Origin of the sequence: Streptococcus oralis, assembly GCF_026782375.1 — a bacterium.
Classification (GTDB): domain Bacteria; phylum Bacillota; class Bacilli; order Lactobacillales; family Streptococcaceae; genus Streptococcus; species Streptococcus oralis_CL.
On sequence record NZ_JAKUWJ010000001.1, the window covers coordinates 441038 to 462381 of the forward strand.

Genomic DNA, 21344 nt, shown 5'->3' on the forward strand with positions numbered 1-21344 from the left:
ATAAGGGCTGCAACTTACTTATTCATCTTCATAAGCATCACCATAGCTTTGAAAAGAGGAATCTAACCAAAACCATTCTTTTTCATTTGAAACCAATTTCTCCAGTAGTTCTGTAAATGACTTAGCAATAATGGGAGACTCATCAGGTGTAGCATGAGTTTCTATAAAACTATCATAACAAAAACCAAATCTTTTTTCATTTAAATCTATGCTGATATATTGACTGAGCTCTTGTGAAGATGCAATCATGAACCAATCATTACTGATATCATCTGCCAACTCCTCCCAAATAACATCATCAGCTGGATATAGAATTTGGTTTGTTGGTTGCAATTCTGAAAGTGAACTGATTCTTATCTCACAAGAAGTATTAATATTGAGAATAGCATATTCATAATTTTCATAAAAGAATTTTAAATCTTGTGGCAAAGAAAAAGCAAATTCTGGTTTTGATATTGCTTTCAAAAATTGATGGCTACTTTTTTGTTCTAATTTTTCAATTAATTCTTTGATTTTCATAAAATACTCCTTAGGACTGAGAGTTTTTGTGCAGGCTACGGTTTGCTAATTACTTTAATTTATATATGTATAGAATACCATTTCCCATCATAACTATCAAATTCTTTTACATTATCTAATTTCCAGAGGCCTGCCTTTTTTTAAATTTATAAAGTCTTTGTGTTTCCATTCCAGCGTAAAGCACATCACTTTTTACAGTTATAGAGCTACCTTTTTCTTCTATTTCAATGATTTTCTCATTGTTCGGATTGAATGTTGGAGGGTAGTTAATAGTCGTACATTCTAACTTTCCCATTTTTCTTGGTTTATCTGTTAGGTATTTATCGTATATTTCCTTTAGTGTTTGTTTCAATATCTCATCAGGAATATCTGTGCCTGCATCAATATGCTTATTAGCGTTGTCTTCCCATTTATACATTTCCATCAGAAAACTATTTAATATAGTTTCAATACTATCATTCATAATTTAATCCTTTTTAGTTTTGTTTAAGTTGTTTGTACGAAGAATAATCCACCAGATAGATCTCGATTTATAAAAATATATCCGATGTTCTCAGTTAGATAAAAAATTTCATTTACTTTTTCAGGTAGATCCATTCCTAAGATTTGACCTATGAAAATATATTTTTCTAGAAAATCATCACTCTCTTGCTGTAAATATTCAGGTCGTCCTCCTAAAAAACTCATTTCATCTAAATTCTCAATAGGATTAATTGGATAAAATTTATCTAGGTTAAACTTGAACTGATGTTTATCTCCGATGATAACTCTCGTGTATCCTTGAATAGCATCGTCAATTTCAGTAATGTAGTCAAGAAAATAATCTTCTTCATCATAATAAGAAAAAACGTAAATTGCTTTATCTTTATATTCCTTATCCTGAAAATCTGTTTTTAATTGAGGTGCAATTGTTAATAGATTTTCAATTGGTATAAAAGCAACCAATGCTAACTCATGACCATCTGGCGCTATCACTTTATTTGAATAGTCTAAATCTAGCCCAACTAATATATTATTTATATTGGGTTTACAATCTAAAAAGTTAAAATTAACGTATCCATTTTTTTTCATTTAAATTCTCCTAAAAATTTAAGGGCATTTCTTACCTGCTTTTTTCAATTTTCTAAGAAATTTCTTGGCTTTTTTTCTTAATTCTCCTCCTCCAGAAGTTTTAGGTTTGTAACGATAATCGGCTAAATCTTATTAATTAATTGATATTTATCAATATTTTTAATTCGTCTGGTAGTTTGGCACCATTTCTATATGCCTTTTTAGCCCAAAATATGGCTTTCTCTTTATAGCCTTGTGTGAAAAATAAATCAGCTAAATTGAATTGGGCAATTGGATGTCCATTTTTTGCCGCTATCTCTAGCCATTTAAATTCCAAATCTTGATCTAAAGATACAAACATATGGTATTGATACAATTTAAATGCTGAGTTTTTATCTCCATTAGTGGTCTTCTCTTCGAGAATATGAATTTCTTCATCTGAAATCCAATAAATACTACCTGTTGATATGCAATTAGTCATTTTCTCATTCCTTTCTGGTTGTTGTTTACATGATATTAAAGGTGTTGATTCCCATCGGTGTTAATTTCCCGTTACTTGGGAACCAAAGATATTCATTTGATGATTTAACTATAGTATTTAATTCATTAGCAATTTGTTTTCCGAGAGGGTTTGCTCCTTTTCCTGTATTACAGGATAAAATCTCAACCGTCATACCTGATTCATAGTTAGGATTTTTTTAAAATTCTAGCTGCTAATTTTTTAGTATCTAATCTTTCACCTGTAGCCCCATCTACCATCAACGAAGGATTGTCATGCCCTCCTACTTGGAAAGTATTCGATTTATTGGCAACTTTTTGAACGTAAGAGTGTATGTCTTCATTAGCTGGGAATAAATTCATATCAAGTCCAGCTAAACCTAACCAATCGACCCATACTTAGGTATTAGGTGCAAACTGATACAGATTCTCTCCACCCACAACCCAATCGGAAGGGTTGGTGCGCTGTTCCCGTTACGTTCGTTTCGCTCTTCAGTTTACCCCAACCATAATAATCCCCGAACCAAACCAGGTTGCCTTCACCATCGGTCATTTCTCTCGGGATGCCGATTTGGTAGTAGTGGAAGTAGTGGGTTTGTTGTCAGCTTTCGCCATCTTCAGTTGTCCAGTCGTGGACTTGCGCCAAGGGGTCGTAGCTGTCGGGAACGGTGTAGATATAGGTATATCTGCCGTCCCAAACGAATCCGGTTTCCTCTTCGAGGTCGTCTGAAAGGCTGAAAGTGCGTACTACACACCCCCTATGTCAGGACTGAAGGTTTCATACGGACTACGGCTTACTTAATAAATTTATTGAATATTCCAATTAAAAATACTTAAATGGATAAACATTAAACAAATTATTGCTTATACTATTTACTGAATATATAAACTCAGTTTTTATATTTTCCGTAAGTATCTCTCCTTCATCTAATAGGTATTCTAAATCTCTGTATAACAAAGCCAACTGGATAAATTGTGAGAAATCTATCCCTAAATTTGTAAATCCAGATCTGGTATACTCTCCAGCATCATGATTATAATGAAAAATGGTATTATCTATTTTATTTAAAAACCATCCGTCTCCCTGTCCTGCTTGTCCAATACTCCAAAAACACCTTGATATTTCGGGATAATGACACTCTAAGTATCTATTTTCATTTAAAGCCTTTTCATAATTAAAAAGAGAAATATCAGGTATTATCTCTATCTCCTGATACTTAGTAATAAATAACAAATAGTTATTATCCAGCTTAGGAAGTTTATCTAACTTTTTAATTTCTACTTTACGCTTAATACATAGATTAAAAAAATCCTCGGGAAATAATTTTAATTTGAACACAAAAGTATCCTCCATAAATTTTTTGATAGAAGCATATTTCCTTCAATACCATATCGTTAAGATTAGGGGGTTCATGCATGCTATAGCCCACCAAGATTGATTTATAATTAATTTTTTATTTATGTTTTTTAAAATTATTTAATAGTTTAACTATCTTCTCTTTATTTTCACTGGATGAGTTAATTGCAATTCTAACAGCATTTTCCCCAAATTCATTTTGTATATTTTTATCAGATCCATTATCAAGGAGTAATTTCACCATTTCTATATTTCCAAACATGCATGCATAATGTAGGGGGGTATATCCTAAGTCACCCTTAAGATCGATTAATGCCCCATTTTGAAGAAATACAAGAGCATCATTTAAAGAATTATTTCTGGCTGCAATATGTAAAACTGTATCATCTATACCACCTACTTGATTTACATCTTCAATAGTGTCACCCAAAAAATCAGGATGCGTTTCATATTTTTTTAAAATACATAATAATTCTTTTTTCATTAACAATACCCATAGTTCTATGTTGATAAATTTAATATCTGGATTTTATTTAATACTCGTGACACAATTTTTTTATGCTCTTTTTTAGATTGTTTAATCTGTTTTTAAGTTCTTGTATTTTTTGAGTATGACCGTCCTGACCGTATTCGTAGGCGGTTTTGGCCTAGATTGTTATTGAAGAAATATTTTAGACGGCCCCAAGCGGTGTATTCACCGTACCACAGGAGATTGCCATGAATGTCGGTCATCTCGCGCGGGATGCCGATTTGGTCGCAGTGGAAGTAGTAGGTTTATTGGCGGCTTTTTGATTTCGGCGCGGACGAGTTGGTTTTCGAAATCGTATTGGTAGTACTGGTTTCGACATTGGGCAGCTGGCGGTGGATCAGGTTACCCAGTGCATCGTAGGTGTAGCTGTGGTTGAACGCAATACAACAAAGGTCGTCTGAAAAGCAAAAACCGCTTGCGTGCGTACCTCACATACCCTACGTCGGGATTGGAGGTTTCATGCGGGCTACTGCTTGATAATTTCTCTTAATCTAACTAGGTTCTTCTTAATTTCGTCCATAACAGCAGACTTATTCAATGACCCTGTTGCACCCAAAGCCAACACATATAAATATTCTATAAGTAAATTTACACGCCAAATATATTCCTCTTTAATTCCATCATCTATATATCTATCAAGTTCTTCTTGTGCGGACTGTACAACTTCACCATCAAGAATTTTTTGTATAAATTCTTGATGCTCATCATCATCATGCCACTTAGATTTAACATCTTCGCGTAACATCCTAGTAATTTCTTCTTTAACACTTTCATCGGTTGTTAAATAATACTTAAGACAATAGCTCGGCTGAATAAATGCCCACAAATTAAAATTACCATTAAATTTTAAACCAGTTAGGACTTTTAAGCATATATCCACCCCTTCACGCTGATCTGAGCAGAATAAGCTAAATAATAAATTATTTGCTTTTTCCAAGTCGGTTTTATTCGTTGAGCTAAATTTCTTACTTAAAGATATAGCTTTTGTTTGCTGTTCTTTGGATAAATTCTTCAATTCTAATAAATCAGAAAACATGATTTCTACCTTTCTATAATCTAAACTATTTCAAATTTAATTTTTGCATTATCTGGAATATCACTTAATGCATGTCCAATAGAGCTACCTGTCCATGTTCCATCTTTTGGTAAACGCCAGTTAGCGAACTTAGGGGTGCCTTTCTTCCAATAAATCCAGCCTAATGGATCTATTCAATTGCTTGCACTTGGAGCAAACCAATAAAGATTCTCCCCGCCCAACCTCTGGCTCGTAATACCTGAAGAAGTTGTAGTGCAGCCCTGTCTCACGGTCGGTGTACTGGTTTTGCAGGCGGAGCGGGTGGTGGCGACCAACAGAAATCGGGCACGGTAAAGACAACTCGGAGCTTGCTGCTTTTATGGGCGATTTTATTGACGGCCATGGGTTGCTCCTGTTGAAGAGATAGAGAGTGGGACAGAAATCGGTAATTCGTTAGAATTCGATTTCGTAGTCCCACCTCCGCACAGTTGAGTAGGGCTGTAAAAGCTGATGAAATCAGCGTAGTAGAGCCCACTCAACCACTGCGTCTTGCTCGACAATCCAAAGACAATTGAGAGGCCAGGACTTTTGTCCCATTCTCTTTTACATTTTACAGGAGTTATTGGAGTTTGATTCCGTCTGGGCTAGTTATACCATATGATTCTCCTTGTTGAGCCAAAAGTAACTTTGCTAATATTTTTGCCAATAATAATACTTTTGTCTAATTTCCCAGAATATTTTGATCCTGCTAGTTTCTGAAATATAATAATATTTAATTCATTGTCATTGTAAATAGTAGTTTCCATACTTGATATTCCCATTGCACTATTACCAAGTAAACCTGTCAAATGAGCTTCTCTATTTTCTTGAGCTTCAGTAATAGTAATTTTAAAATTCCAAATGTCGTTAATATCAATTTCATTATTAGTTAACGAACAATCAGATGATATTATACTCATAAGAAAAGGGATAATTTCTTTAATTTTCATAATGAACTTCCTGATGAATTTGATGATGAAGAACCTGAAGATCTACCACTTGAACCAAAGGAGACAATACTATTTTTTCTAGGTAAATCAGTTGTTGCATTTGTTACTCCTCCATTGGCTTTTATGATTAATTCTTTGAGAGTGGTAGAATTGCTGATGGGGCCTAACCCACCAACTCTATTAGAGTTAAGGTCTTCTTTAGTTCCCGCGTTCCATGCATCTCTAGCAAAGCTAGAACAAGGTCTGCCTAGGGTTCAAGTATCTTCTCCTTTCTTTTTATATTCATAATTTTTGTTTATTAGTCGTTTTTCTGCTACATCGTCAAGGTACATTGAACGAGTTGCATATGCCCCTCTATCTTGCTCAAGATTGGTAAATAATCCATTACCTTTCCTTGTTGGATTGTTTCCCCATGTGCCATAAGTAGTAGTTTTTCCACTTTCATCAGGAGTATAGCTAATCCATGCGCGTCCATCCTACTTCGAGATTGAAGGTTTCATGCGAGCTATGGCTTGTTACACTTACTATATATACACGACGCTACGCCAGTTTATCAATCATCAGGATTTTCTTCTAAACAATTTAAAAATTCCTCAAATGATTTCGCAATAATAATTGAATTTTTTTTAAAATTAGCTTCTCTTGATATATTTTCACTCCATACATCCCTTACATAATAAATAATTTGCCAACTATTTTTTTCTAAACAGAGGTAATTTCCTCCCCAATCAAAAGCAAAAGGAATCAGATTTATAGGTAACTCATTAACTTTCCATTCATTTATAGCTCTTCCTTCTAATGTAAAATCTGGATCATCCTCAAACTGCTTAGAATATTTCATTGGAATGAAGTCGCGAATTTCAATATAGTCAAAATCGATAGTATCATTGACAAAACAAGAAAGAGTGGGAGTACCTCCATTCCATTTGAAGTAATGGGACTTGAATGAAGCTGGAAAAGATATTTCTAATTTTTTTTCAACTTCATTGAAATCATTTTCAGATAAATTTTTATCGCAATCATAAAAACTAAGCATAACAACCTCCTTTAACAATTTAACAAGCACCAGTTTTTTTCTTCTCTCTTTTCTTTTGGAGCGGTTTTCTTACCTCAATGTTATTTTTATAAATTTTGATTAGATTTCCCCTCTCATCATATTCATAAACAAAATCCATTACTTTGTTATCATTACTATATTTCTCAAATTTTATTAATTTTCCATCTTTATAAAACCCAATATAATAAGATATAGTCTCTTTGCTTTTTCGGATATTGTCTACCTTATCTAAATTGATTTCATCATACAATTTTGCAGGATGGTTATACTTAGGAAAAGTCATTCCTAAATAGTATCTAACAGTCAAATCATTATATTGAGTATTTTTTTAAGTGGTTGTGACATTTTTAAAGCTCCAGTCAAAAGCAAAATAGTTCCAATCAGTAACTTTTTCATTTTACTTGCTCCAATTTTAAACCGTATTTTACAAAGATATACTCTATAGTGTTTAAATCTTTATTAAATCACGTTTCTAAAGGGGATATAGCTGTAAAATATTATATATACCGTATTGTTAAACCAAGACGGTAGCAAAAATTAAGTTTTCGTAGCTTATAAACTTAAGAAAGTTGTCTCAAGTATTTGGCCTTTTTATATTGTCTTTTTGTAACAAAGTGACGTAGTCACTTTTAGTGTGGAATAGGTGAGATAAAAAAACAGTGCTTCGTTTTTGGTCAATAAAGTAAAGCAAAACATATTGGTCTATAATTTTTCCTCGTGAGGGATACTTGCTGTTAATCTTTACTCCGATTCTCTCATCAGCGTCAAAGCCTGCTTCAGGAAAAATCTCTAAACTTTTTAAGCTATCTAAGATTTTAGCCACAGTATTTTTGGCGGATTGAGGGGATAGAAGTACCGTAGCTATATAGTCGTGTATATTGTCGATAGCTTCCTCGACCTCTTTTGAAGCAATCACTTTATAAGCCATAACGTACCCTCATATCGTTTAGGGAAGTTCCTTCGCCTGCCTCGTATCCTCTCAAGGCACGCTCAGATTGGGCTTGTAATTCTTCAATCAACTGTTCTCTATGTAGATCTACGGCCGTCTTAATAGGCAAATCTTGCTCCAGGACTATTTGCTCCACAAATAAAGAAATAGCATCTGTCATTGTCATTCCCTTTTCCTTGATAATTTTTCGAGCTTGTTCCATAGTGGCTTCATTCAGTTTAAAATTGTATTGTTTCGATAAAGTTATAGCCATGATATATCTCCAATCTATACGTTATAGATTGATTATATACTAGATATAGACTTTAATCAAGAAAAAAAGTTCTGTTTGATGACAGAACTAAGTTATTTCAATCGGAGTCATATTGCGATATGTTTTGATAAAATCACGATAAATCAGATACTTTTTATAAGGATCAAGTAAGTCATTAAAGAGATTAATAACTCCAGTTTTAAAGGTATCAATATCCTCAATAACAAGAAGAATATAAGGCGATTTTTGTATTAGATGGATGTTATAGTTATCCTTGAGACGAATTTTTTATAAAGCCCTCTTGGGATGTGCGTTCTTATAAACCCTCTCATCTTTTTCAGACGACCTCAAGCGGTGTATTCACCGTACCATAAGAGATTGCCGTGGATGTCGGTCATCTCGCGCGGTATACCGACTTGGTAGCAGTGAAAGTAGTGGGTTTTCTGGCAGTTCCCGCTTAAATCATGCGGGAATGACATTCCTGAAACTTCTCCATCTTTCAGAAAACCTTTGCCTATCCTTCTTTTCAAGGCGTCGTAGGTGTAGTCCCAAGTCTTTTTGCTGCCGTTTTTTTAAAGATTTGGGCTTTAACTAATTTGTTGAGGCTCGTCTCAATCTACAGCTTGCTTATTATTAATAATAGATTTTTTAGCAATATGTATTAGATCTTTATAATTTTCCATAAAAGGTTCTTCTAATGTGGATTCTAATAAGCATTCTAAGTCATATAATATTTTTTGCTCAGCTTCATCAGTAATTTCATTATTTTCAACGAACTTAACAAGACATTCAAAAAAAACTAATACTTCATAGTTGTTTAATTTAATAGTATAGTCGTTGGACTCTTTTTTAATTTCCATAATATTATAATGCTCCTCGAGAAACTACATTTTGCAACTAACTGGTAATGAGATTGTTAAAGAACCAATATTTCAGACGACCTTAAAGAGGATAGTGAGGTCGTTTGAAAAACAGGAACCGCGTGCATGCGTATCGCGAAGACTTTACGTCGTGATTGGAGGTTTCATGCGGGCTACGGCTTGCTATTCACCCAACAATGTTTCTTTAAATAAGTTTTCAAGTGATTCATATAACATTTCCATTTCTGATGAATCATGATAATAAATAAAAATATGTCCCTGTTGATCCATTAAAATAGGATTGCCTAAACCATCATCTGATATTGCATAAAGTTTATTCATTGGTTGTTCATGTAATTCTAAAAGTTTTTGAAATCCCTGTGTTAATTCGATAACTGTTTCTTTTCCAATTAATGTTGAATTATGGAAAGCATGGATATCCAAACCAGCGCTTGCACCGCCGAATTTTTTAATAAATTCAATGTAATCATCGTGAAATTTTATTCCTAAAATATTTTCAGCATGTTTAATTTCCTCACTACTAGCGGGTATCCCTTTAAACTCAGGGTAATCTTGAAAATATTTAATAAGTAAATTCATTGTTTCTTGGCTAATCATTAAATACCTCTTCTTGATAATTCTTTTAAAGCTTGGTCGTACCAGAACTCGCGTTTCCATTGATTAAATTCTTTAAATTTAATTAATATGGAAGTCCTTTGGCTATGTTGTTTACAGCATAGCCTTGAGTTATACTTGTTCATATAAAGTTAAATTCTTTTCTGTGCTTTTATATATATCTGTATAGAAATAAATTCTATTATCATTTATCTCTTTCAAATAAACCAAGTCTTCGATACCTCCAATATACTCAAGTGATAAATCATCTAAATTTAATATTGCAAGCCTAAATCCAACACCCCAAAATCGTCTAATGAAAACTGGAATATATATTTTTCTATTGAAATACAACAAAGGCCCTCCAAAACCCTGTCCTTGAGTAATAATTTGACCGTTAATGGACAGACTTCCAACTAAGGGAGAACCTTGATTAACTTCCATCAAATCAAGGTAACTGACTTCCCATTTGTCAAACAAAAAATTTTCTTGAAAGTCTAAAGGAGTTTCATTCAAAATTTTTAACTTAGGCATTTCTAACACTTTCCTTTTCTTTTAATTTTTTTCGATTTGACTTTTTGAACCTCTTCTGAATGCACTATAAATTGTAATGATCCTCCTGGATATTTAAGACCCTGTGGACCAATAATACCAACTTTCATTTTTGTTCTTTTAGGCATAATACCTGATTTATAATCATGAAGAGGAGCACCTATTACTTATGTAGACTACATTTGTTAAATAAAAAAAATAAGTTTCAAAGTTCGTTATATTTTAATGGTAAGCATAAAGAATCCATGAAGCTTTTAGCTTTTTCAGAAACAAAAACTCCTAATTTATCCCCTGCACCATGATAAAAATCCGATTCATTATCAATAGCATAATCCCATTCTTGAGGAGATTTTTTATGAAATCTAATAAAATCATTAGCTTTTATCCACCACAAATTTGGCATTTTGTCTGCAATTGATTGATTGTGTCTACCTTTCTCAATTACATCATCAATGGAGTAATATTTTTCAAAATAATCTTCTGAAAGATTTTTCCAATCACACTTAATAATTTTATTTTTGACTGCAAGAATTGGAGTAAATCCAGTTAGTCCTGAAGTAAATAAAGAATCTTTAATTTTTTGGGAAACTATCAAGCTTCTGTTCGATACATAGGCCTCTGGTACATCAGGACCTAGTCGATCAATATATATTTCAGGGCTAGGAACATTTCTAGTTTTTTTAGAGGCATGTCCTTCCCATAAAATATGAGCAAAATCGCCGTAAATATCAGTTTTTTCAGAAAGCGAGGAAAGATCGCTATAAACTTCAAATAATTTCATAATTATTACCTTTCACAAAAAATCTATTATTTTTTTCCAATTATAAAGGCAGTTGGCCCATTTCGTTTATATTTCTAACATAATTTCTAGTTGCTCTAGGAATGTTGTGTTGTTTCATCATAACTTGTATTTGATCCATTATGTCAGATAATTTGAAATTAGGATTATTACTAAACCAAGTTTTCTATTGCTGGTTCCAACCTCTCCTATGTATATCATCATGTTTTTTGCATCAATACGTACTATTTGCTGATCTATAAATTGCCGTCTTGCCTTTTTACTTTTAAGTCCACATTGTTCTAATTGAGCTACAAAATCTTCATCTTTAAGCATTTCTTGAGGAACAGTATGATGATCTCGCATCGCATTAGGCATTTGTGATCTTAAGCGGTGGTTTGGTTTTCTATCCAAACCTAAAGGATCTAGCCAATCTTGCCCATTAGGAGCGAACCAATAAAGATTTTCCCCGCCAGCTAATCCAATCGGGTTCTGATTGATGAAACGTCCAGTATCAGGCTCATAGTAACGAAAGAAACTATAATGCAGCCCGGTCTCTTCATCGAAGTATTGGTTCTGCAATCTAAACGGCTGATGTTCGTCCTTTTTCAGACGACCCCAAGCGGTGTGTTCGCCGTACCATAAGAGATTGCCGTAGATGTCGGTCATCTCGCGCGGTATGCCGATTTGGTTGCAGTGGAAGTAGTGGGTTTGGTTTTCGAGGTCGTTCCCACCTAAATCATGTGGGAATGACGTTTCTGAAGCTTCTTTGTTTTTTAGACGGCCTTAAATGTTTGAGGCCGTCTGAAAAGTTTTAGATAAGAGGTTTTGTTGGGTTTGGTAATCCAGCCTTGTCTATTATTCAAGTAATTCAGATATATTATTAATGAGGTCCGTAATATAAGGAACACAAACAATTTCCGAGTTAAAAATATCGCTGTTTTTAAGATGACAAATAATTTGTTTTCCGTCAAATTGAAAATTAGCAATTTCATCTTTTTGCCACGGTCGGTTAGGCTCAAAAACAATTAAGCTATAATAATTCTCTTCTTTGAACAGAGAAATTGAAAACACCAAATCTTCATTATCATTATCTCTATATAAATCAAAACTCTCCAAAGAATTATCCTTGAAAATAAATTTAAATTTATCATCACTATTATTATATCCACTGAAATCTCTAAAGTCCCCAATAATTTTTTTAAATAAATATTTATTCACATCCATGTCGCTTTTAACGACAACAAAATCACCTGAGTTCAAATGCACTTCTAAGGTATCATCTGAGGATAGCCCAATATTAATTACAGTAAATCTTTCATCATTAGGGTTTGGATTTTCGACATATAACTCCCCTTCTCCACATATAAAAGGTAACTCGCAAGTTATATTTAGATAACCTACTTTAGGGTCATATTCAATCGAACTCTCATTAATATGAATTATTTCTTTCACAATCAACACCTTCCATGCTTATTATATTTATGAAGAACCTTCCAAGCTGCATCCAAACGCATTCGGTCAGTCCCAGCCATATTACGGACAGCCCTCAATTCTTTGCGTACGTCATCAAAAATCTGAGGCGTCAATTTTTATCATTCCCAAAACTTTATTTCCTCTTGTCTCAGGGAAAGAAACACTATTTGCACCACTTCTTTTCAAAATATCAAAAATACCGGCACGACAATTTGTACACATACCAACAGGTTTAGAACCACTAGAACGGAATTCGCCGGTAATATTACCAATTTGTACATCTTTCCCTGTTAATAATCCTCTTCGAGAAAAATCATTTAAACCATTAATTTCAGCATGGCCAGTTCTTGAACTGTGGTAAGTTTCACTAACTCCACCCGCCGAAATTGTGGCACTTGCACCATTCATATCTCCCCAAAGACCCAATCTGTCTATCCACATTTGAGCATTCGGCGCGAATCGATACAGATTCTCCCCGCCCAGCAACCCAATCGGGTCCTGATTCACAAACCGACCCGCATCAGGCTCATAATACCTGAAGAAGTTGTAATGCAGTCCCGTTTCACGGTCGGCATACTGGTTTTGAAGCCGGAACGGTTGGTATGCGCTATCCCTTACCTTGGTTTCCTCTTTCAGACGACCCCAGGCGGTGTATTCGCCGTCCCACAACAGATTGCCACTGCTGTCGGTCATCTATTTTGGAATACCGATTTGGTCGTAGTGGTAGTAGTGAGTCTGTTGGCAGCTTTCGCCGTCTTCGTTGGTCCGGTTATGTACCTGAGCCAAGGGTTCGTAGCTGTCGGGGTCGGTGTAGATATAGGTATATCTGCCGTCTGAATTTTGCTCCTGTAACAGATGGCTGCCGTCCCAAACGAAGCGGGTTTGCTCTTCGAGACGAAGGTCGTCTGAAAAATGTTTTGTCAGACGAACTACGTTTACTTATTGCTATTCATATATTCGTGAGGCATTCAAAATGTCTGCTAACATACTCCAATTTAAAGTTTTGTCGTTATATTCTCTCATACCTATATTTTTATAGTATCCATCCATATCTTCAATCCAATTTTTCATGGCTTCTAAAAAGCTATCTAGTGTATTATTTTCAAAATCTTCTGTATGAATTTCAGTAATGAATTCTTTAAAAAAAACTAGAAAGTCATCTCTATTTTTAATTTCCATAATATAGTCCTCCTCGAACAATGTCTTTCAGACGGCCTCAAAAGAGATATTGAGGCCGTCTGAAAAACAGAAACCGCGTGCGTACTGTACACCCTCTACGTCAGGACTTAAGAGTTTATGCAGGCTACGGCTTGGATTTAAGCGAGCGACAGCTTCTCAATCCTCATTAGCAAAAAATTCATAAGTATCTATCTCCTCTTTTACGAAGACTATAACAACTTTACCTTCAGGTATCCTTTTTTTGGACATGCCACCTATGGAAATACCTAAAGTGGGAAATGTAATATATGCTTTTCCATCAATGCAATCATATTCTTCTTTTAATTCTTTAATATTTTCAGGCTCAAAAAGATTTAAATTATCAAATATTGGATTCAGATGTTTACTACAAATAATGCTAACTAATTTATTATTTTTATATTCTAATGTGCAGGCCTCTCTATATTCAGAAGTAATTTTAAGAATGTTATCTTCTATAACCTTTGCTGCCTTTCCATATTTAGCAATAATTTGCTCCATCGTATTTCCAAGTTGAAAAAAACGATTACCTAAATCTATGCCTTTAAAAGGAATAATTTTAACTTCATTCACTTGCATTTTCCAATGACCTTTCTTAGTTTAGATGCTTGATATTTAGTGATTAATTTCTGTCTAACAGCTTCTCGCACCATCCTTCTCAATCTCTTATCATATTTATCTATAAATTTCCTCTTAGTCTCAATAATATCCATCTCCATAGCCAAATCCCATCGACCTTGAAGGATAAATTGTCTTTGTTGCGCTCTCCAACGACGAGCAGTAGTTGAACTCCCTGTACTTGACATGCCTCTATGATCTGCTTTATCCATATGATACACAGGTGCAGAACCATAAGATGGTCTATTTGGTAAATCTTTATATGCTCCCCAAGCTGGAGAGTGATTAGTTTCTCCTCCTTTATGGCTCCCTCTGTCTCCTCTGTAAGTTCCTCTACGTGCTAAACCTAAAGTATCAATCCACCCAATAGAATTCGGTGCAAACTGATATAAATCATCTCCACCAAATAACCCCATCGGCTCCTGATTCGCAAACCGCCCGGCCTCAGGCTCATAATACCTGAAGAATTTGTAATGCAGCCCCGTCTCACGGTCGCAATACTGGTTTTGCAGGCGGAAGGATTGATATGCGCTATCAGTTACCTTGGTTTCCTCTTTCAGACGGCCCTAGCCGGTTTAGTTGCCGAACCACAACAAATTGCCGTCCTTGTCGGTCATCTCTCTTGGGATGCCGATTTGGTCGCAGTGGAAGTAGTGGGTTTGTTGTCGGTTTTCGCCGTCTTTAGTTGTCCAATTGCGGACCTGTGCCAAGGGGTCGTAGGTGTAGACCCAAGTCTCTTTCGTGCCGTCTTTTTTGAAGATTTCGGCTTTAACCAGGTGGTCATGCAGATCGTAGAAGTAGTTCTGCACTTCGCCGTCGGTATACGATTATTTAGTAAAGCCAATTTCTTTGATCAGTTTATCAATTAAATCATTTAGATTAATTCCCTTTGGAACTTCAAGTTTAATATTATTACAAAAATTAAATAATAACTTGATTAAATATTCTCTATCATTTATATTAGGAATATGTGGTGTTATTTGTATATTCTCCTTTATAAAGTTACCAAAAAGAAATTTTTTACTATTTTTTAATATAATTGGTTTTAATAAATCTCCATTTCTATTAAATATTTCATAGAAATTTTGTTTGATATCGTCTGGTTCTAAATATAATTCTGCATCTTTGATATTGGCAAACAAACTAATATCTCCATTATCATTCACAATAATTGGCATATCCATCTTATTTTCTCAATTATTTAAAATTTAATTTAAGTTTTATTTCATTACAGTGGTCGTCTGAAAAACAGAAAACGCGTGTGTACCGCACACACCATACGTCAGTATTGGAGGTTTCATACGGGCTACGGCTTGTTTACGTTTGAAATGGAGGCTTTATACGAGATACGAATTACTAATTTCTAAGTTAGATATTTAATGTTCCCATCTGGGTATTTTCCCTCCCATTTATAAGGAAAATAATTTTCTTTATAACACTTGATTATTGATTCAATAAAATAATCAGCCTTATCAAAAGCATAGTATTTTATAAGTAATTCTATATCGCACATTACCTCCTCCATAAAATAAACATAAATATTATTTTCCGCATCTAAATTATCAATTCTTTTACTCAATATAGTGAATATTTTTTCAATAGCTATACTGATCTTTTCTCTACCGCTCGAGGAGAAGTATACTTTGTTGATATTCCTTATATACATATCTTTTAATCTACCATAATAATTTTCATCAAGTAAATTTTTAATCTTCTGTTCTTTAGTATTTTTTTCTAAATCCAAATTTAGAAAGATTTTTTCAACATACTCTATATTCTCTACATTTATAGGCACATCTTCTCTACTAGGAAGTTCCTTTATTTTATTTGAAAAGTATGTAAGTATTTGATCTTTTCCACTAAGCAAAACTTCCATTTCTTTAATTAAGCTAGATTGATCATCTGGAATTAATTTTACAAATAAATCAATCAACTCAGTTCTTTCTTGAATATCAATATCCGAATCATTAATACTTCTAAATATCAAATCCTGTGCTTTACCCATTTCATTTACTTTAATATATTTTTTTATTAGCTCTATCTTTTTCATTTTAACACTTCCTTGATGATTTAATATAGCGAGACCATGTAGTAGGTTTTAATTTAGCGGACGAGTTGGTTTTCTAAATCGCATTGGTAATATTGGTTTTCGACATTGGACAGCCGGCGGTAGATCAGGTTACCCAGTTTGTGGATGAGAAATTTTAAAAAGGACGAATGTTTCAGACGACCTCAAAAGAGATATTGAGGCCGTCTGAGAATATAAAATTACTTTTTCGCAGCACGAATTTTTTTCAACCCATTCTCCAAAATAGTAACTTTCTCGGGAGGAGTTCCCCTATCCAAAGCATCCCACCAATTATTTACTGGTTTAACAAATAATTGGAATCCTTCATCAGTTACATTAGACTTTCTAATAACAATATTTTCTTTAATAGAACCGTCCTCATTAAAAGGATCAATATCTATGAGTAAATCATTTTTTTTAAGAAAATTCATTAATGAAATAGTTGATTTTATAATACCTTCTTTATAATCAATATCGTTACTTCTGTTCAATAATAGTTGGTGATCAAATAAAACAAAATCCATAATATTATCTCCAATGATAATCGGATAATTTCAAATAATTATTCTTCTTCTAAGACCATACGATTAAAACAGTCATACAAATCTTCTCCGACTAAATACATATTTTGCATCTTTACTTCTTCAGGCATTTGTACACCAAATTCATCCAAATAATCTTCTTCATCCCATTCATTTTCATGATCCCAATAGAAAATTTGCCCAATTCTTTCTCCTTGAGTACATAGACAAATCAAATCACCAAATTCATTACTTGATATTGGTAGAAAATTATCTGGTATTCTATTTTTGTATTTTTCAAGCCTTTCACTAATTTGGGAGTTTTTTTGGTAGTTTATATTTTCACCATAAAAAAAACCTAAATCTCCACCACTCCATTCGATATTACCACCTACAGGAATATCGTCATCAGGATAACAATATTCAGGCAAATCACTATATGGGGTTAACTTAAATTCTTTTATAAATCCTGTCTCTCCACCAAATAATTCAAGATAATCCAAATAATCTGAAAATTCTTCTTTAGTAATATCTAAAAATTTAGACATTGATTTTCTAGATGTAGGAATCAGTGGTTCAAATGTAAACCTTTGAACTCCACCCATTTTCTCAACTAAACTCTTAATTTTCATTTTCATTACTCCTTTAAGTTATAATTTGTCAAATAATCAACATTTCTTCTTAGGTCGTTTATTGCGCATAGTACATGTATGTATTCCGCATATACGTTACATTAAAACTGAAAATTTCATGTAGACTTAGAATTGCTTAAATCAGGGAGGATAATAGGTTTGTAACTAAGTACTTTATCAGCTATTTCCTCGGAGCTCATGTTTGTCCAATATATATAATCTGATATATTTGGATCTGTGACCAAATTTTCTAATTTTTCAAGAAATACATCTTCATCCTCTTCTGAGCCTTCAAAATTTCTTAACTGATCAATCAGTTTGATTAAATATAATCTATCCAACATAATGCTATCCTCCTCCAAAATGGTATTTCGGGTCTAGTATCTCTTTATGGAATTTTGGTGTAACAATCAGCATATTATCCATATCATAAACACCACCACGATTAATAGGAGTTTTATGATGTATTTGATACGAACTTACTTTACCATCATGTTGACATTTGGCTGCTTTAGGTGCTTTCCCCTGAGCCATCCTTTTCTTATTAGCCTTCGAAAAACCCTCAACTAATTTTGGATCTTTTGCTACTTCTTTCCAAAAGGCAGCTCGGAAATCATCAAAACTATCAAAAGATTTACCACGTAATTTATCTGCTACAGATTTAGGAAATACACCAGCATTTCCATGTATACCCTTCAACCATTTTTTCCAATTGAATTACCATTTCTGATGCAATTTCTGATGCAATTTCTGGTAAATTTCTAGGACTTAATCCTAAAGGATCAAACCAACTATTTATATTTGGTGAGAATTCATAAAGGTTCTCACCACTTTTCAACTCAATCGGGTCCTGATTTACAAACCGCCCGGCCTCAGACTCATAATACCTGAAGAAGTTGTAATGCAGTCCGGTCTCTTCATCGAAGTATTGGTTTTGCAGTCTGAACGGCTGATGCGCATCCTTGTAAACCCTTTCATTCTTTTTCAGACGACCCAGGCGGTGTATTCGCCGAACCACAAGAGCTTGCTGTCCTTATCGGTCATTTCACGCGGGATGCCGATTGGTCGCAGTGGAAGTAGTGGAAGTAGTGGGTTTGTTGTCGGTTTTCTCCGTCTTCGTTGATGTGGTTTTGATAGGCGAAACCGCGTACGTACCGCACGTACCCTACGTCAAGACTGAAGATTTTGTGCGGGCTACGACTTACTTTACATCGTAATTGGAAGTTTCATTGGCTACAGTTCGATTAGACCTCGATAAAACATTCAAAAAAATCAAAGTGATTTTTATCGAATGCAATTAATAACTTGCCTTCAGGAATTTTTTTCCCTGTCATACCTCCTATACAAATTCCGAGATTCTTAAAAAGGATATATTTTTTTCCTTCGATAAATTCTGAATCGATGGCTTTAAGATCTTCGATTGAATTTTTAAAAATATCAATATCTCCTAATATGGGACTAGAATCTTTTAAGCAATATCCATAAACCAATTTATCGTTTTCATAAACTAACTCACAAGCATTTCTATATTCCACCTTATTATTCATAATATTATCTTCAACCATTCTTACTGGTTTTCCATATTTTTCTTGTATTTCCTCAAGAGAAGTACCAAATACAAAATCACCAATTGATTCAAATGGCTTAATCAAGTAGTTCATATTAACCCTTTCTAATATATTTACATTAATAAAATTAGGAACATTTACCAATAATTCTACGCAATCTTGCTGCCTGTTTCCTAGAAATTAATCCCTGCCGTTTGGTTTCCGAAATCATCCTTCCTACATAATTTTATATACGCCTTTTATTCTATTTAAAAGGAAGTAGTATGATATGAAAACCCTTTCGTGCGCATATTTTTGACGAAATAAGATGAAGGTCACCTGAAAGTTTGTTTTCAGACGACCTCTATGTTAATTGCTAATGAGATTGTTAAAGAACAAATGCTTCGGACGACATCAAAGAAGATAGTGAGATCGTCTGAAAAACAGAAACCGCGTGAGTGCCACATACACCCTACGTCAGGATTGAAGATTTTGTGCGGTCTACGGCTTGCTAAGTAAACTTTGACTAAATTAAAAAACGTGTGCATACCCGAAGATAAACATCCCACCTGTGAAATAAGCTTTGCTATGGTAGCTTTTCTCGTTTGGGCTTAATAAAGTCATTTATACTTAAATTATGGTCATTCATGAATGTATCTAATAAATCATCCAAAGAGACGAATTTGTAACCATCGAGGTTAGCATTTTTTAAAACATTCATGAGATTAGCACTTACTATTAATATATTATGCAATATAGTGTCATTTAACTGAAATAAATCATATTCCATATCAGTGAAATTTATTTTAGAAGGTAAAATGGTTCCCATCTCTCCTATTTGGAAAACAGAAGTTCGGTTATCAAAAAATTGATTGTTTTCGAATGCAACAAGCTTATAAGCTTTTTCTTCAGCTACGCTTTGACTAGAAATTGCAACAATTACAGGAATGGAAATATGAGGAGCAATTCTGTATTTATTGAGTAGACTCCAACATTCTTGTGAAAAAAGATGAGCCGATTCAAAGTAATAATCAAAATTTAATTTTCGTTTTTTCCATAAGTTCAGATATATTTTTTCTTGATTAATTTGAAAAATCTCTTTGCTCATATCTACTGAATGAAATGATTCACTTTTAGGATTCATCATGTCAGTAGAAAATAAACCAAGCATCTTTCCCGGGCAACTTTTACTTTCATAATCTACTAGCATTGCATAAAAATTATCCATAAGAAATGACTCCTTTAAATCTTTATTACATAATAACCAAAATTAATTCATTCTATTTTTCTGGCTACTGCATGTAGTAACCTGCGTGACATTTCCTGCCCAAATCCGCCTTCTTAATTCAATTTGAAGCTTGCGAACAGATTTTTTCTTCTCTTTATCAGACATCTGTGATTGCTCTATGGCATCTAACCGCTGTCTTACCATATCGCTATAATTTGGATGACTAGAACTATGATAGACTCTCATACCTTTTCCTACTCCATCCAAATAAGCAGCTCTTCTGCAAGGAATTAATAAACCATTACTAGCCCGATCCCGATGCCCCTGAAGCCTAATTCTATCTAAGAAATCTTTCTTTTCTGCCCAAATTTCTACAGGAATTAGATGGTGTGCAGAAAGCCTATCTCCCTTTTTCCCTCCAAGGGCTCTATCTAAAATACGACTTGGAGATAATCATAAAGTGTCAACCCATCTTTGGGCATTCGGCGCAAACTGATACAAATTCTTCCCGTCCAGCAACACAATCAGGTCCTGATTCACAAACCGCCCGGCCTCAGTCTCGTAATAGCGCTTCAGGTTGTAATGCAACCCAGTTTCACGGTCGGTATATTGGTTTTGCAGTCTGAACGGCTGATGCGCGTTCTGATAGATACGCCCGTCCTTTTTCAGACGACCCCAAGCGGTATATTCGCAGTACCATAACAGATTGCCGTGGATGTCGGTCATCTCTTTCGGGATGCCGATTTGGTCGTTGTGGAAATAGGCGAGGTATTGCGCTTCGTCTTGATTGTTACGGAAGACTTGGGCTAAGGGTTCGTAGCTGTCTTGGTCGGTGTAGAGATAGGTGTAGCTGCCTTTGTAGGTGTACTCCTGAAGTAATCGCGTTCCGTCCCAGACGAAATGGGTGCGTTTGGGGTCGGTACTCGTCCAAGCTAGTTTGTCTTGGCGTTCTTTGGAAAGCCTTCTGCCGAACGGGTCGTAGGCGTAGGTCCAAATCTCGGTGTTGCCGGCGGGCTTTTTGATCTCGGCTTGGACG

The 21344-nt window shown here is 34.4% G+C and carries 36 protein-coding genes and 2 pseudogenes; all 38 read right to left on the reverse strand.

Going from position 1 to position 21344, the window contains the following annotated elements; all coding sequences use genetic code 11:
* Nucleotides 1–18: 18 nt before the first annotated feature.
* Complete coding sequence (locus tag MK409_RS02140) at nt 19–519, reverse strand: SMI1/KNR4 family protein (RefSeq protein WP_268705169.1); 501 nt, start codon at nt 517–519, stop codon at nt 19–21.
* A 115-nt stretch (nt 520–634) separates the two neighbouring features.
* Nucleotides 635–982 carry an NTF2 fold immunity protein gene (locus tag MK409_RS02145; protein ID WP_268705170.1) on the reverse strand — a complete coding sequence of 116 codons (348 nt, stop codon included), beginning with the start codon at nt 980–982 and terminating at the stop codon, nt 635–637.
* 23 nt (nt 983–1005) lie between these two features.
* On the reverse strand, nt 1006–1590 hold the full coding sequence (locus tag MK409_RS02150; RefSeq protein WP_209283186.1) for a hypothetical protein: 585 nt from the start codon (nt 1588–1590) through the stop codon (nt 1006–1008).
* 136 nt (nt 1591–1726) lie between these two features.
* Nucleotides 1727–2050: a sel1 repeat family protein gene (locus MK409_RS02155; protein WP_268705171.1), complete on the reverse strand. Its 324-nt coding sequence runs from the start codon at nt 2048–2050 to the stop codon at nt 1727–1729.
* Between the two features lie 206 nt (nt 2051–2256).
* Nucleotides 2257–2430, reverse strand: coding sequence for a hypothetical protein (locus MK409_RS02160; protein ID WP_268705172.1), 174 nt, complete (start codon nt 2428–2430; stop codon nt 2257–2259).
* A gap of 43 nt (nt 2431–2473) precedes the next feature.
* On the reverse strand, nt 2474–2620 hold the full coding sequence (locus tag MK409_RS02165; RefSeq protein WP_244969517.1) for a hypothetical protein: 147 nt from the start codon (nt 2618–2620) through the stop codon (nt 2474–2476).
* Between the two features lie 270 nt (nt 2621–2890).
* The gene (locus tag MK409_RS02170) at nt 2891–3406 is read right to left on the reverse strand and encodes an SMI1/KNR4 family protein (RefSeq protein WP_268705173.1); all 516 of its coding nucleotides are present in this window, start codon (nt 3404–3406) and stop codon (nt 2891–2893) included.
* A 115-nt stretch (nt 3407–3521) separates the two neighbouring features.
* The gene (locus tag MK409_RS02175) at nt 3522–3908 is read right to left on the reverse strand and encodes an ankyrin repeat domain-containing protein (RefSeq protein WP_268705174.1); all 387 of its coding nucleotides are present in this window, start codon (nt 3906–3908) and stop codon (nt 3522–3524) included.
* A 104-nt stretch (nt 3909–4012) separates the two neighbouring features.
* Nucleotides 4013–4183, reverse strand: a pseudogene (locus MK409_RS02180) (RHS domain-containing protein); the annotation flags it as partial.
* Between the two features lie 236 nt (nt 4184–4419).
* Complete coding sequence (locus MK409_RS02185) at nt 4420–4989, reverse strand: DUF6707 family protein (protein ID WP_142557615.1); 570 nt, start codon at nt 4987–4989, stop codon at nt 4420–4422.
* Between the two features lie 623 nt (nt 4990–5612).
* Nucleotides 5613–5957 carry a hypothetical protein gene (locus MK409_RS02190; RefSeq protein ID WP_268705176.1) on the reverse strand — a complete coding sequence of 115 codons (345 nt, stop codon included), beginning with the start codon at nt 5955–5957 and terminating at the stop codon, nt 5613–5615.
* Between the two features lie 553 nt (nt 5958–6510).
* On the reverse strand, nt 6511–6993 hold the full coding sequence (locus tag MK409_RS02195; protein WP_268705177.1) for an SMI1/KNR4 family protein: 483 nt from the start codon (nt 6991–6993) through the stop codon (nt 6511–6513).
* 19 nt (nt 6994–7012) lie between these two features.
* Nucleotides 7013–7297 carry a hypothetical protein gene (locus MK409_RS02200; protein ID WP_268705178.1) on the reverse strand — a complete coding sequence of 95 codons (285 nt, stop codon included), beginning with the start codon at nt 7295–7297 and terminating at the stop codon, nt 7013–7015.
* Nucleotides 7298–7588: 291 nt separating this feature from the next.
* Nucleotides 7589–7942 carry a type II toxin-antitoxin system RelE/ParE family toxin gene (locus MK409_RS02205; protein ID WP_268705179.1) on the reverse strand — a complete coding sequence of 118 codons (354 nt, stop codon included), beginning with the start codon at nt 7940–7942 and terminating at the stop codon, nt 7589–7591.
* Nucleotides 7932–8216 carry a type II toxin-antitoxin system RelB/DinJ family antitoxin gene (locus MK409_RS02210; RefSeq protein ID WP_268705180.1) on the reverse strand — a complete coding sequence of 95 codons (285 nt, stop codon included), beginning with the start codon at nt 8214–8216 and terminating at the stop codon, nt 7932–7934. Before MK409_RS02210 ends, MK409_RS02205 begins: the two co-directional genes overlap by 11 nt.
* A gap of 347 nt (nt 8217–8563) precedes the next feature.
* On the reverse strand, nt 8564–8695 hold the full coding sequence (locus tag MK409_RS08955; RefSeq protein WP_326845905.1) for an RHS domain-containing protein: 132 nt from the start codon (nt 8693–8695) through the stop codon (nt 8564–8566).
* 132 nt (nt 8696–8827) lie between these two features.
* Complete coding sequence (locus tag MK409_RS02220) at nt 8828–9076, reverse strand: hypothetical protein (protein ID WP_268705181.1); 249 nt, start codon at nt 9074–9076, stop codon at nt 8828–8830.
* Between the two features lie 183 nt (nt 9077–9259).
* On the reverse strand, nt 9260–9694 hold the full coding sequence (locus tag MK409_RS02225) for an SMI1/KNR4 family protein (protein WP_268705182.1): 435 nt from the start codon (nt 9692–9694) through the stop codon (nt 9260–9262).
* 129 nt (nt 9695–9823) lie between these two features.
* A complete protein-coding gene (locus MK409_RS02230; RefSeq protein ID WP_268705183.1) occupies nt 9824–10225 on the reverse strand; it encodes a hypothetical protein in 402 nt (133 codons plus the stop codon).
* 223 nt (nt 10226–10448) lie between these two features.
* On the reverse strand, nt 10449–11024 hold the full coding sequence (locus MK409_RS02235; protein WP_268705184.1) for a hypothetical protein: 576 nt from the start codon (nt 11022–11024) through the stop codon (nt 10449–10451).
* A 138-nt stretch (nt 11025–11162) separates the two neighbouring features.
* A pseudogene (locus MK409_RS02240) lies at nt 11163–11717 on the reverse strand (RHS repeat domain-containing protein); the annotation flags it as partial.
* A 162-nt stretch (nt 11718–11879) separates the two neighbouring features.
* Nucleotides 11880–12476, reverse strand: coding sequence for a hypothetical protein (locus tag MK409_RS02245; RefSeq protein WP_061586981.1), 597 nt, complete (start codon nt 12474–12476; stop codon nt 11880–11882).
* A gap of 114 nt (nt 12477–12590) precedes the next feature.
* Nucleotides 12591–13190: an RHS repeat-associated core domain-containing protein gene (locus tag MK409_RS02250; RefSeq protein WP_268705186.1), complete on the reverse strand. Its 600-nt coding sequence runs from the start codon at nt 13188–13190 to the stop codon at nt 12591–12593.
* A 252-nt stretch (nt 13191–13442) separates the two neighbouring features.
* Nucleotides 13443–13676 (reverse strand): DUF7660 family protein, encoded by a 234-nt coding sequence (locus MK409_RS02255; RefSeq protein WP_268705187.1) that lies wholly within the window; start codon nt 13674–13676, stop codon nt 13443–13445.
* A 156-nt stretch (nt 13677–13832) separates the two neighbouring features.
* Complete coding sequence (locus MK409_RS02260) at nt 13833–14273, reverse strand: CTP synthase (RefSeq protein WP_268705188.1); 441 nt, start codon at nt 14271–14273, stop codon at nt 13833–13835.
* The gene (locus MK409_RS02265) at nt 14264–14872 is read right to left on the reverse strand and encodes an RHS repeat-associated core domain-containing protein (protein WP_326845910.1); all 609 of its coding nucleotides are present in this window, start codon (nt 14870–14872) and stop codon (nt 14264–14266) included. Before MK409_RS02265 ends, MK409_RS02260 begins: the two co-directional genes overlap by 10 nt.
* Before the next feature lie 15 nt (nt 14873–14887).
* Nucleotides 14888–15121, reverse strand: coding sequence for an RHS domain-containing protein (locus MK409_RS02270; protein ID WP_268705189.1), 234 nt, complete (start codon nt 15119–15121; stop codon nt 14888–14890).
* A gap of 18 nt (nt 15122–15139) precedes the next feature.
* Nucleotides 15140–15490, reverse strand: a complete 351-nt coding sequence (locus MK409_RS02275) for a hypothetical protein (protein WP_268705190.1) — start codon at nt 15488–15490, stop codon at nt 15140–15142.
* A 185-nt stretch (nt 15491–15675) separates the two neighbouring features.
* The gene (locus MK409_RS02280; protein ID WP_268705191.1) at nt 15676–16362 is read right to left on the reverse strand and encodes a hypothetical protein; all 687 of its coding nucleotides are present in this window, start codon (nt 16360–16362) and stop codon (nt 15676–15678) included.
* A gap of 218 nt (nt 16363–16580) precedes the next feature.
* Complete coding sequence (locus tag MK409_RS02285) at nt 16581–16904, reverse strand: DNA polymerase III (protein WP_268705192.1); 324 nt, start codon at nt 16902–16904, stop codon at nt 16581–16583.
* Nucleotides 16905–16942: 38 nt separating this feature from the next.
* Complete coding sequence (locus MK409_RS02290; protein WP_061586996.1) at nt 16943–17533, reverse strand: SMI1/KNR4 family protein; 591 nt, start codon at nt 17531–17533, stop codon at nt 16943–16945.
* Nucleotides 17534–17649: 116 nt separating this feature from the next.
* Nucleotides 17650–17877, reverse strand: a complete 228-nt coding sequence (locus MK409_RS02295; RefSeq protein ID WP_061586997.1) for a hypothetical protein — start codon at nt 17875–17877, stop codon at nt 17650–17652.
* A gap of 4 nt (nt 17878–17881) precedes the next feature.
* Nucleotides 17882–18232: an HNH endonuclease signature motif containing protein gene (locus tag MK409_RS02300; RefSeq protein WP_196755703.1), complete on the reverse strand. Its 351-nt coding sequence runs from the start codon at nt 18230–18232 to the stop codon at nt 17882–17884.
* Entirely contained in the window at nt 18195–18551 is a 357-nt protein-coding gene (locus MK409_RS02305) for an RHS repeat-associated core domain-containing protein (RefSeq protein WP_268705193.1), read from the reverse strand. Before MK409_RS02305 ends, MK409_RS02300 begins: the two co-directional genes overlap by 38 nt.
* Before the next feature lie 226 nt (nt 18552–18777).
* Nucleotides 18778–19194, reverse strand: a complete 417-nt coding sequence (locus tag MK409_RS02310) for a CTP synthase (protein WP_268705194.1) — start codon at nt 19192–19194, stop codon at nt 18778–18780.
* A 472-nt stretch (nt 19195–19666) separates the two neighbouring features.
* Nucleotides 19667–20308: an Imm43 family immunity protein gene (locus MK409_RS02315; RefSeq protein ID WP_268705195.1), complete on the reverse strand. Its 642-nt coding sequence runs from the start codon at nt 20306–20308 to the stop codon at nt 19667–19669.
* Nucleotides 20309–20350: 42 nt separating this feature from the next.
* Nucleotides 20351–20746, reverse strand: coding sequence for an AHH domain-containing protein (locus MK409_RS08990; RefSeq protein ID WP_419152991.1), 396 nt, complete (start codon nt 20744–20746; stop codon nt 20351–20353).
* A 15-nt stretch (nt 20747–20761) separates the two neighbouring features.
* Nucleotides 20762–21331, reverse strand: coding sequence for an RHS repeat-associated core domain-containing protein (locus MK409_RS02320; protein ID WP_326845911.1), 570 nt, complete (start codon nt 21329–21331; stop codon nt 20762–20764).
* Nucleotides 21332–21344 lie beyond the last annotated feature (13 nt).

Excerpts from the sequence above, each read along its gene's own strand:
- MK409_RS02140 (WP_268705169.1), bottom strand. The coding sequence starts at position 519 with ATGAAAATCAAAGAATTAATTGAAAAATTAGAACAAAAAAGTAGCCAT.
- MK409_RS02145 (WP_268705170.1), bottom strand. The coding sequence starts at position 982 with ATGAATGATAGTATTGAAACTATATTAAATAGTTTTCTGATGGAAATG.
- MK409_RS02150 (WP_209283186.1), bottom strand. The coding sequence starts at position 1,590 with ATGAAAAAAAATGGATACGTTAATTTTAACTTTTTAGATTGTAAACCC.
- MK409_RS02155 (WP_268705171.1), bottom strand. The coding sequence starts at position 2,050 with ATGACTAATTGCATATCAACAGGTAGTATTTATTGGATTTCAGATGAA.
- MK409_RS02160 (WP_268705172.1), bottom strand. The coding sequence starts at position 2,430 with ATGAATTTATTCCCAGCTAATGAAGACATACACTCTTACGTTCAAAAA.
- MK409_RS02165 (WP_244969517.1), bottom strand. The coding sequence starts at position 2,620 with ATGACCGATGGTGAAGGCAACCTGGTTTGGTTCGGGGATTATTATGGT.
- MK409_RS02175 (WP_268705174.1), bottom strand. The coding sequence starts at position 3,908 with ATGAAAAAAGAATTATTATGTATTTTAAAAAAATATGAAACGCATCCT.
- MK409_RS02185 (WP_142557615.1), bottom strand. The coding sequence starts at position 4,989 with ATGTTTTCTGATTTATTAGAATTGAAGAATTTATCCAAAGAACAGCAA.
- MK409_RS02190 (WP_268705176.1), bottom strand. The coding sequence starts at position 5,957 with ATGAAAATTAAAGAAATTATCCCTTTTCTTATGAGTATAATATCATCT.
- MK409_RS02195 (WP_268705177.1), bottom strand. The coding sequence starts at position 6,993 with ATGCTTAGTTTTTATGATTGCGATAAAAATTTATCTGAAAATGATTTC.
- MK409_RS02200 (WP_268705178.1), bottom strand. The coding sequence starts at position 7,297 with ATGACTTTTCCTAAGTATAACCATCCTGCAAAATTGTATGATGAAATC.
- MK409_RS02205 (WP_268705179.1), bottom strand. The coding sequence starts at position 7,942 with ATGGCTTATAAAGTGATTGCTTCAAAAGAGGTCGAGGAAGCTATCGAC.
- MK409_RS02210 (WP_268705180.1), bottom strand. The coding sequence starts at position 8,216 with ATGGCTATAACTTTATCGAAACAATACAATTTTAAACTGAATGAAGCC.
- MK409_RS08955 (WP_326845905.1), bottom strand. The coding sequence starts at position 8,695 with ATGTCATTCCCGCATGATTTAAGCGGGAACTGCCAGAAAACCCACTAC.
- MK409_RS02220 (WP_268705181.1), bottom strand. The coding sequence starts at position 9,076 with ATGGAAATTAAAAAAGAGTCCAACGACTATACTATTAAATTAAACAAC.
- MK409_RS02225 (WP_268705182.1), bottom strand. The coding sequence starts at position 9,694 with ATGATTAGCCAAGAAACAATGAATTTACTTATTAAATATTTTCAAGAT.
- MK409_RS02230 (WP_268705183.1), bottom strand. The coding sequence starts at position 10,225 with ATGCCTAAGTTAAAAATTTTGAATGAAACTCCTTTAGACTTTCAAGAA.
- MK409_RS02235 (WP_268705184.1), bottom strand. The coding sequence starts at position 11,024 with ATGAAATTATTTGAAGTTTATAGCGATCTTTCCTCGCTTTCTGAAAAA.
- MK409_RS02250 (WP_268705186.1), bottom strand. The coding sequence starts at position 13,190 with ATGACCGACAGCAGTGGCAATCTGTTGTGGGACGGCGAATACACCGCC.
- MK409_RS02255 (WP_268705187.1), bottom strand. The coding sequence starts at position 13,676 with ATGGAAATTAAAAATAGAGATGACTTTCTAGTTTTTTTTAAAGAATTC.
- MK409_RS02260 (WP_268705188.1), bottom strand. The coding sequence starts at position 14,273 with ATGCAAGTGAATGAAGTTAAAATTATTCCTTTTAAAGGCATAGATTTA.
- MK409_RS02275 (WP_268705190.1), bottom strand. The coding sequence starts at position 15,490 with ATGCCAATTATTGTGAATGATAATGGAGATATTAGTTTGTTTGCCAAT.
- MK409_RS02280 (WP_268705191.1), bottom strand. The coding sequence starts at position 16,362 with ATGAAAAAGATAGAGCTAATAAAAAAATATATTAAAGTAAATGAAATG.
- MK409_RS02285 (WP_268705192.1), bottom strand. The coding sequence starts at position 16,904 with ATGGATTTTGTTTTATTTGATCACCAACTATTATTGAACAGAAGTAAC.
- MK409_RS02290 (WP_061586996.1), bottom strand. The coding sequence starts at position 17,533 with ATGAAAATTAAGAGTTTAGTTGAGAAAATGGGTGGAGTTCAAAGGTTT.
- MK409_RS02295 (WP_061586997.1), bottom strand. The coding sequence starts at position 17,877 with ATGTTGGATAGATTATATTTAATCAAACTGATTGATCAGTTAAGAAAT.
- MK409_RS02310 (WP_268705194.1), bottom strand. The coding sequence starts at position 19,194 with ATGAACTACTTGATTAAGCCATTTGAATCAATTGGTGATTTTGTATTT.
- MK409_RS02315 (WP_268705195.1), bottom strand. The coding sequence starts at position 20,308 with ATGGATAATTTTTATGCAATGCTAGTAGATTATGAAAGTAAAAGTTGC.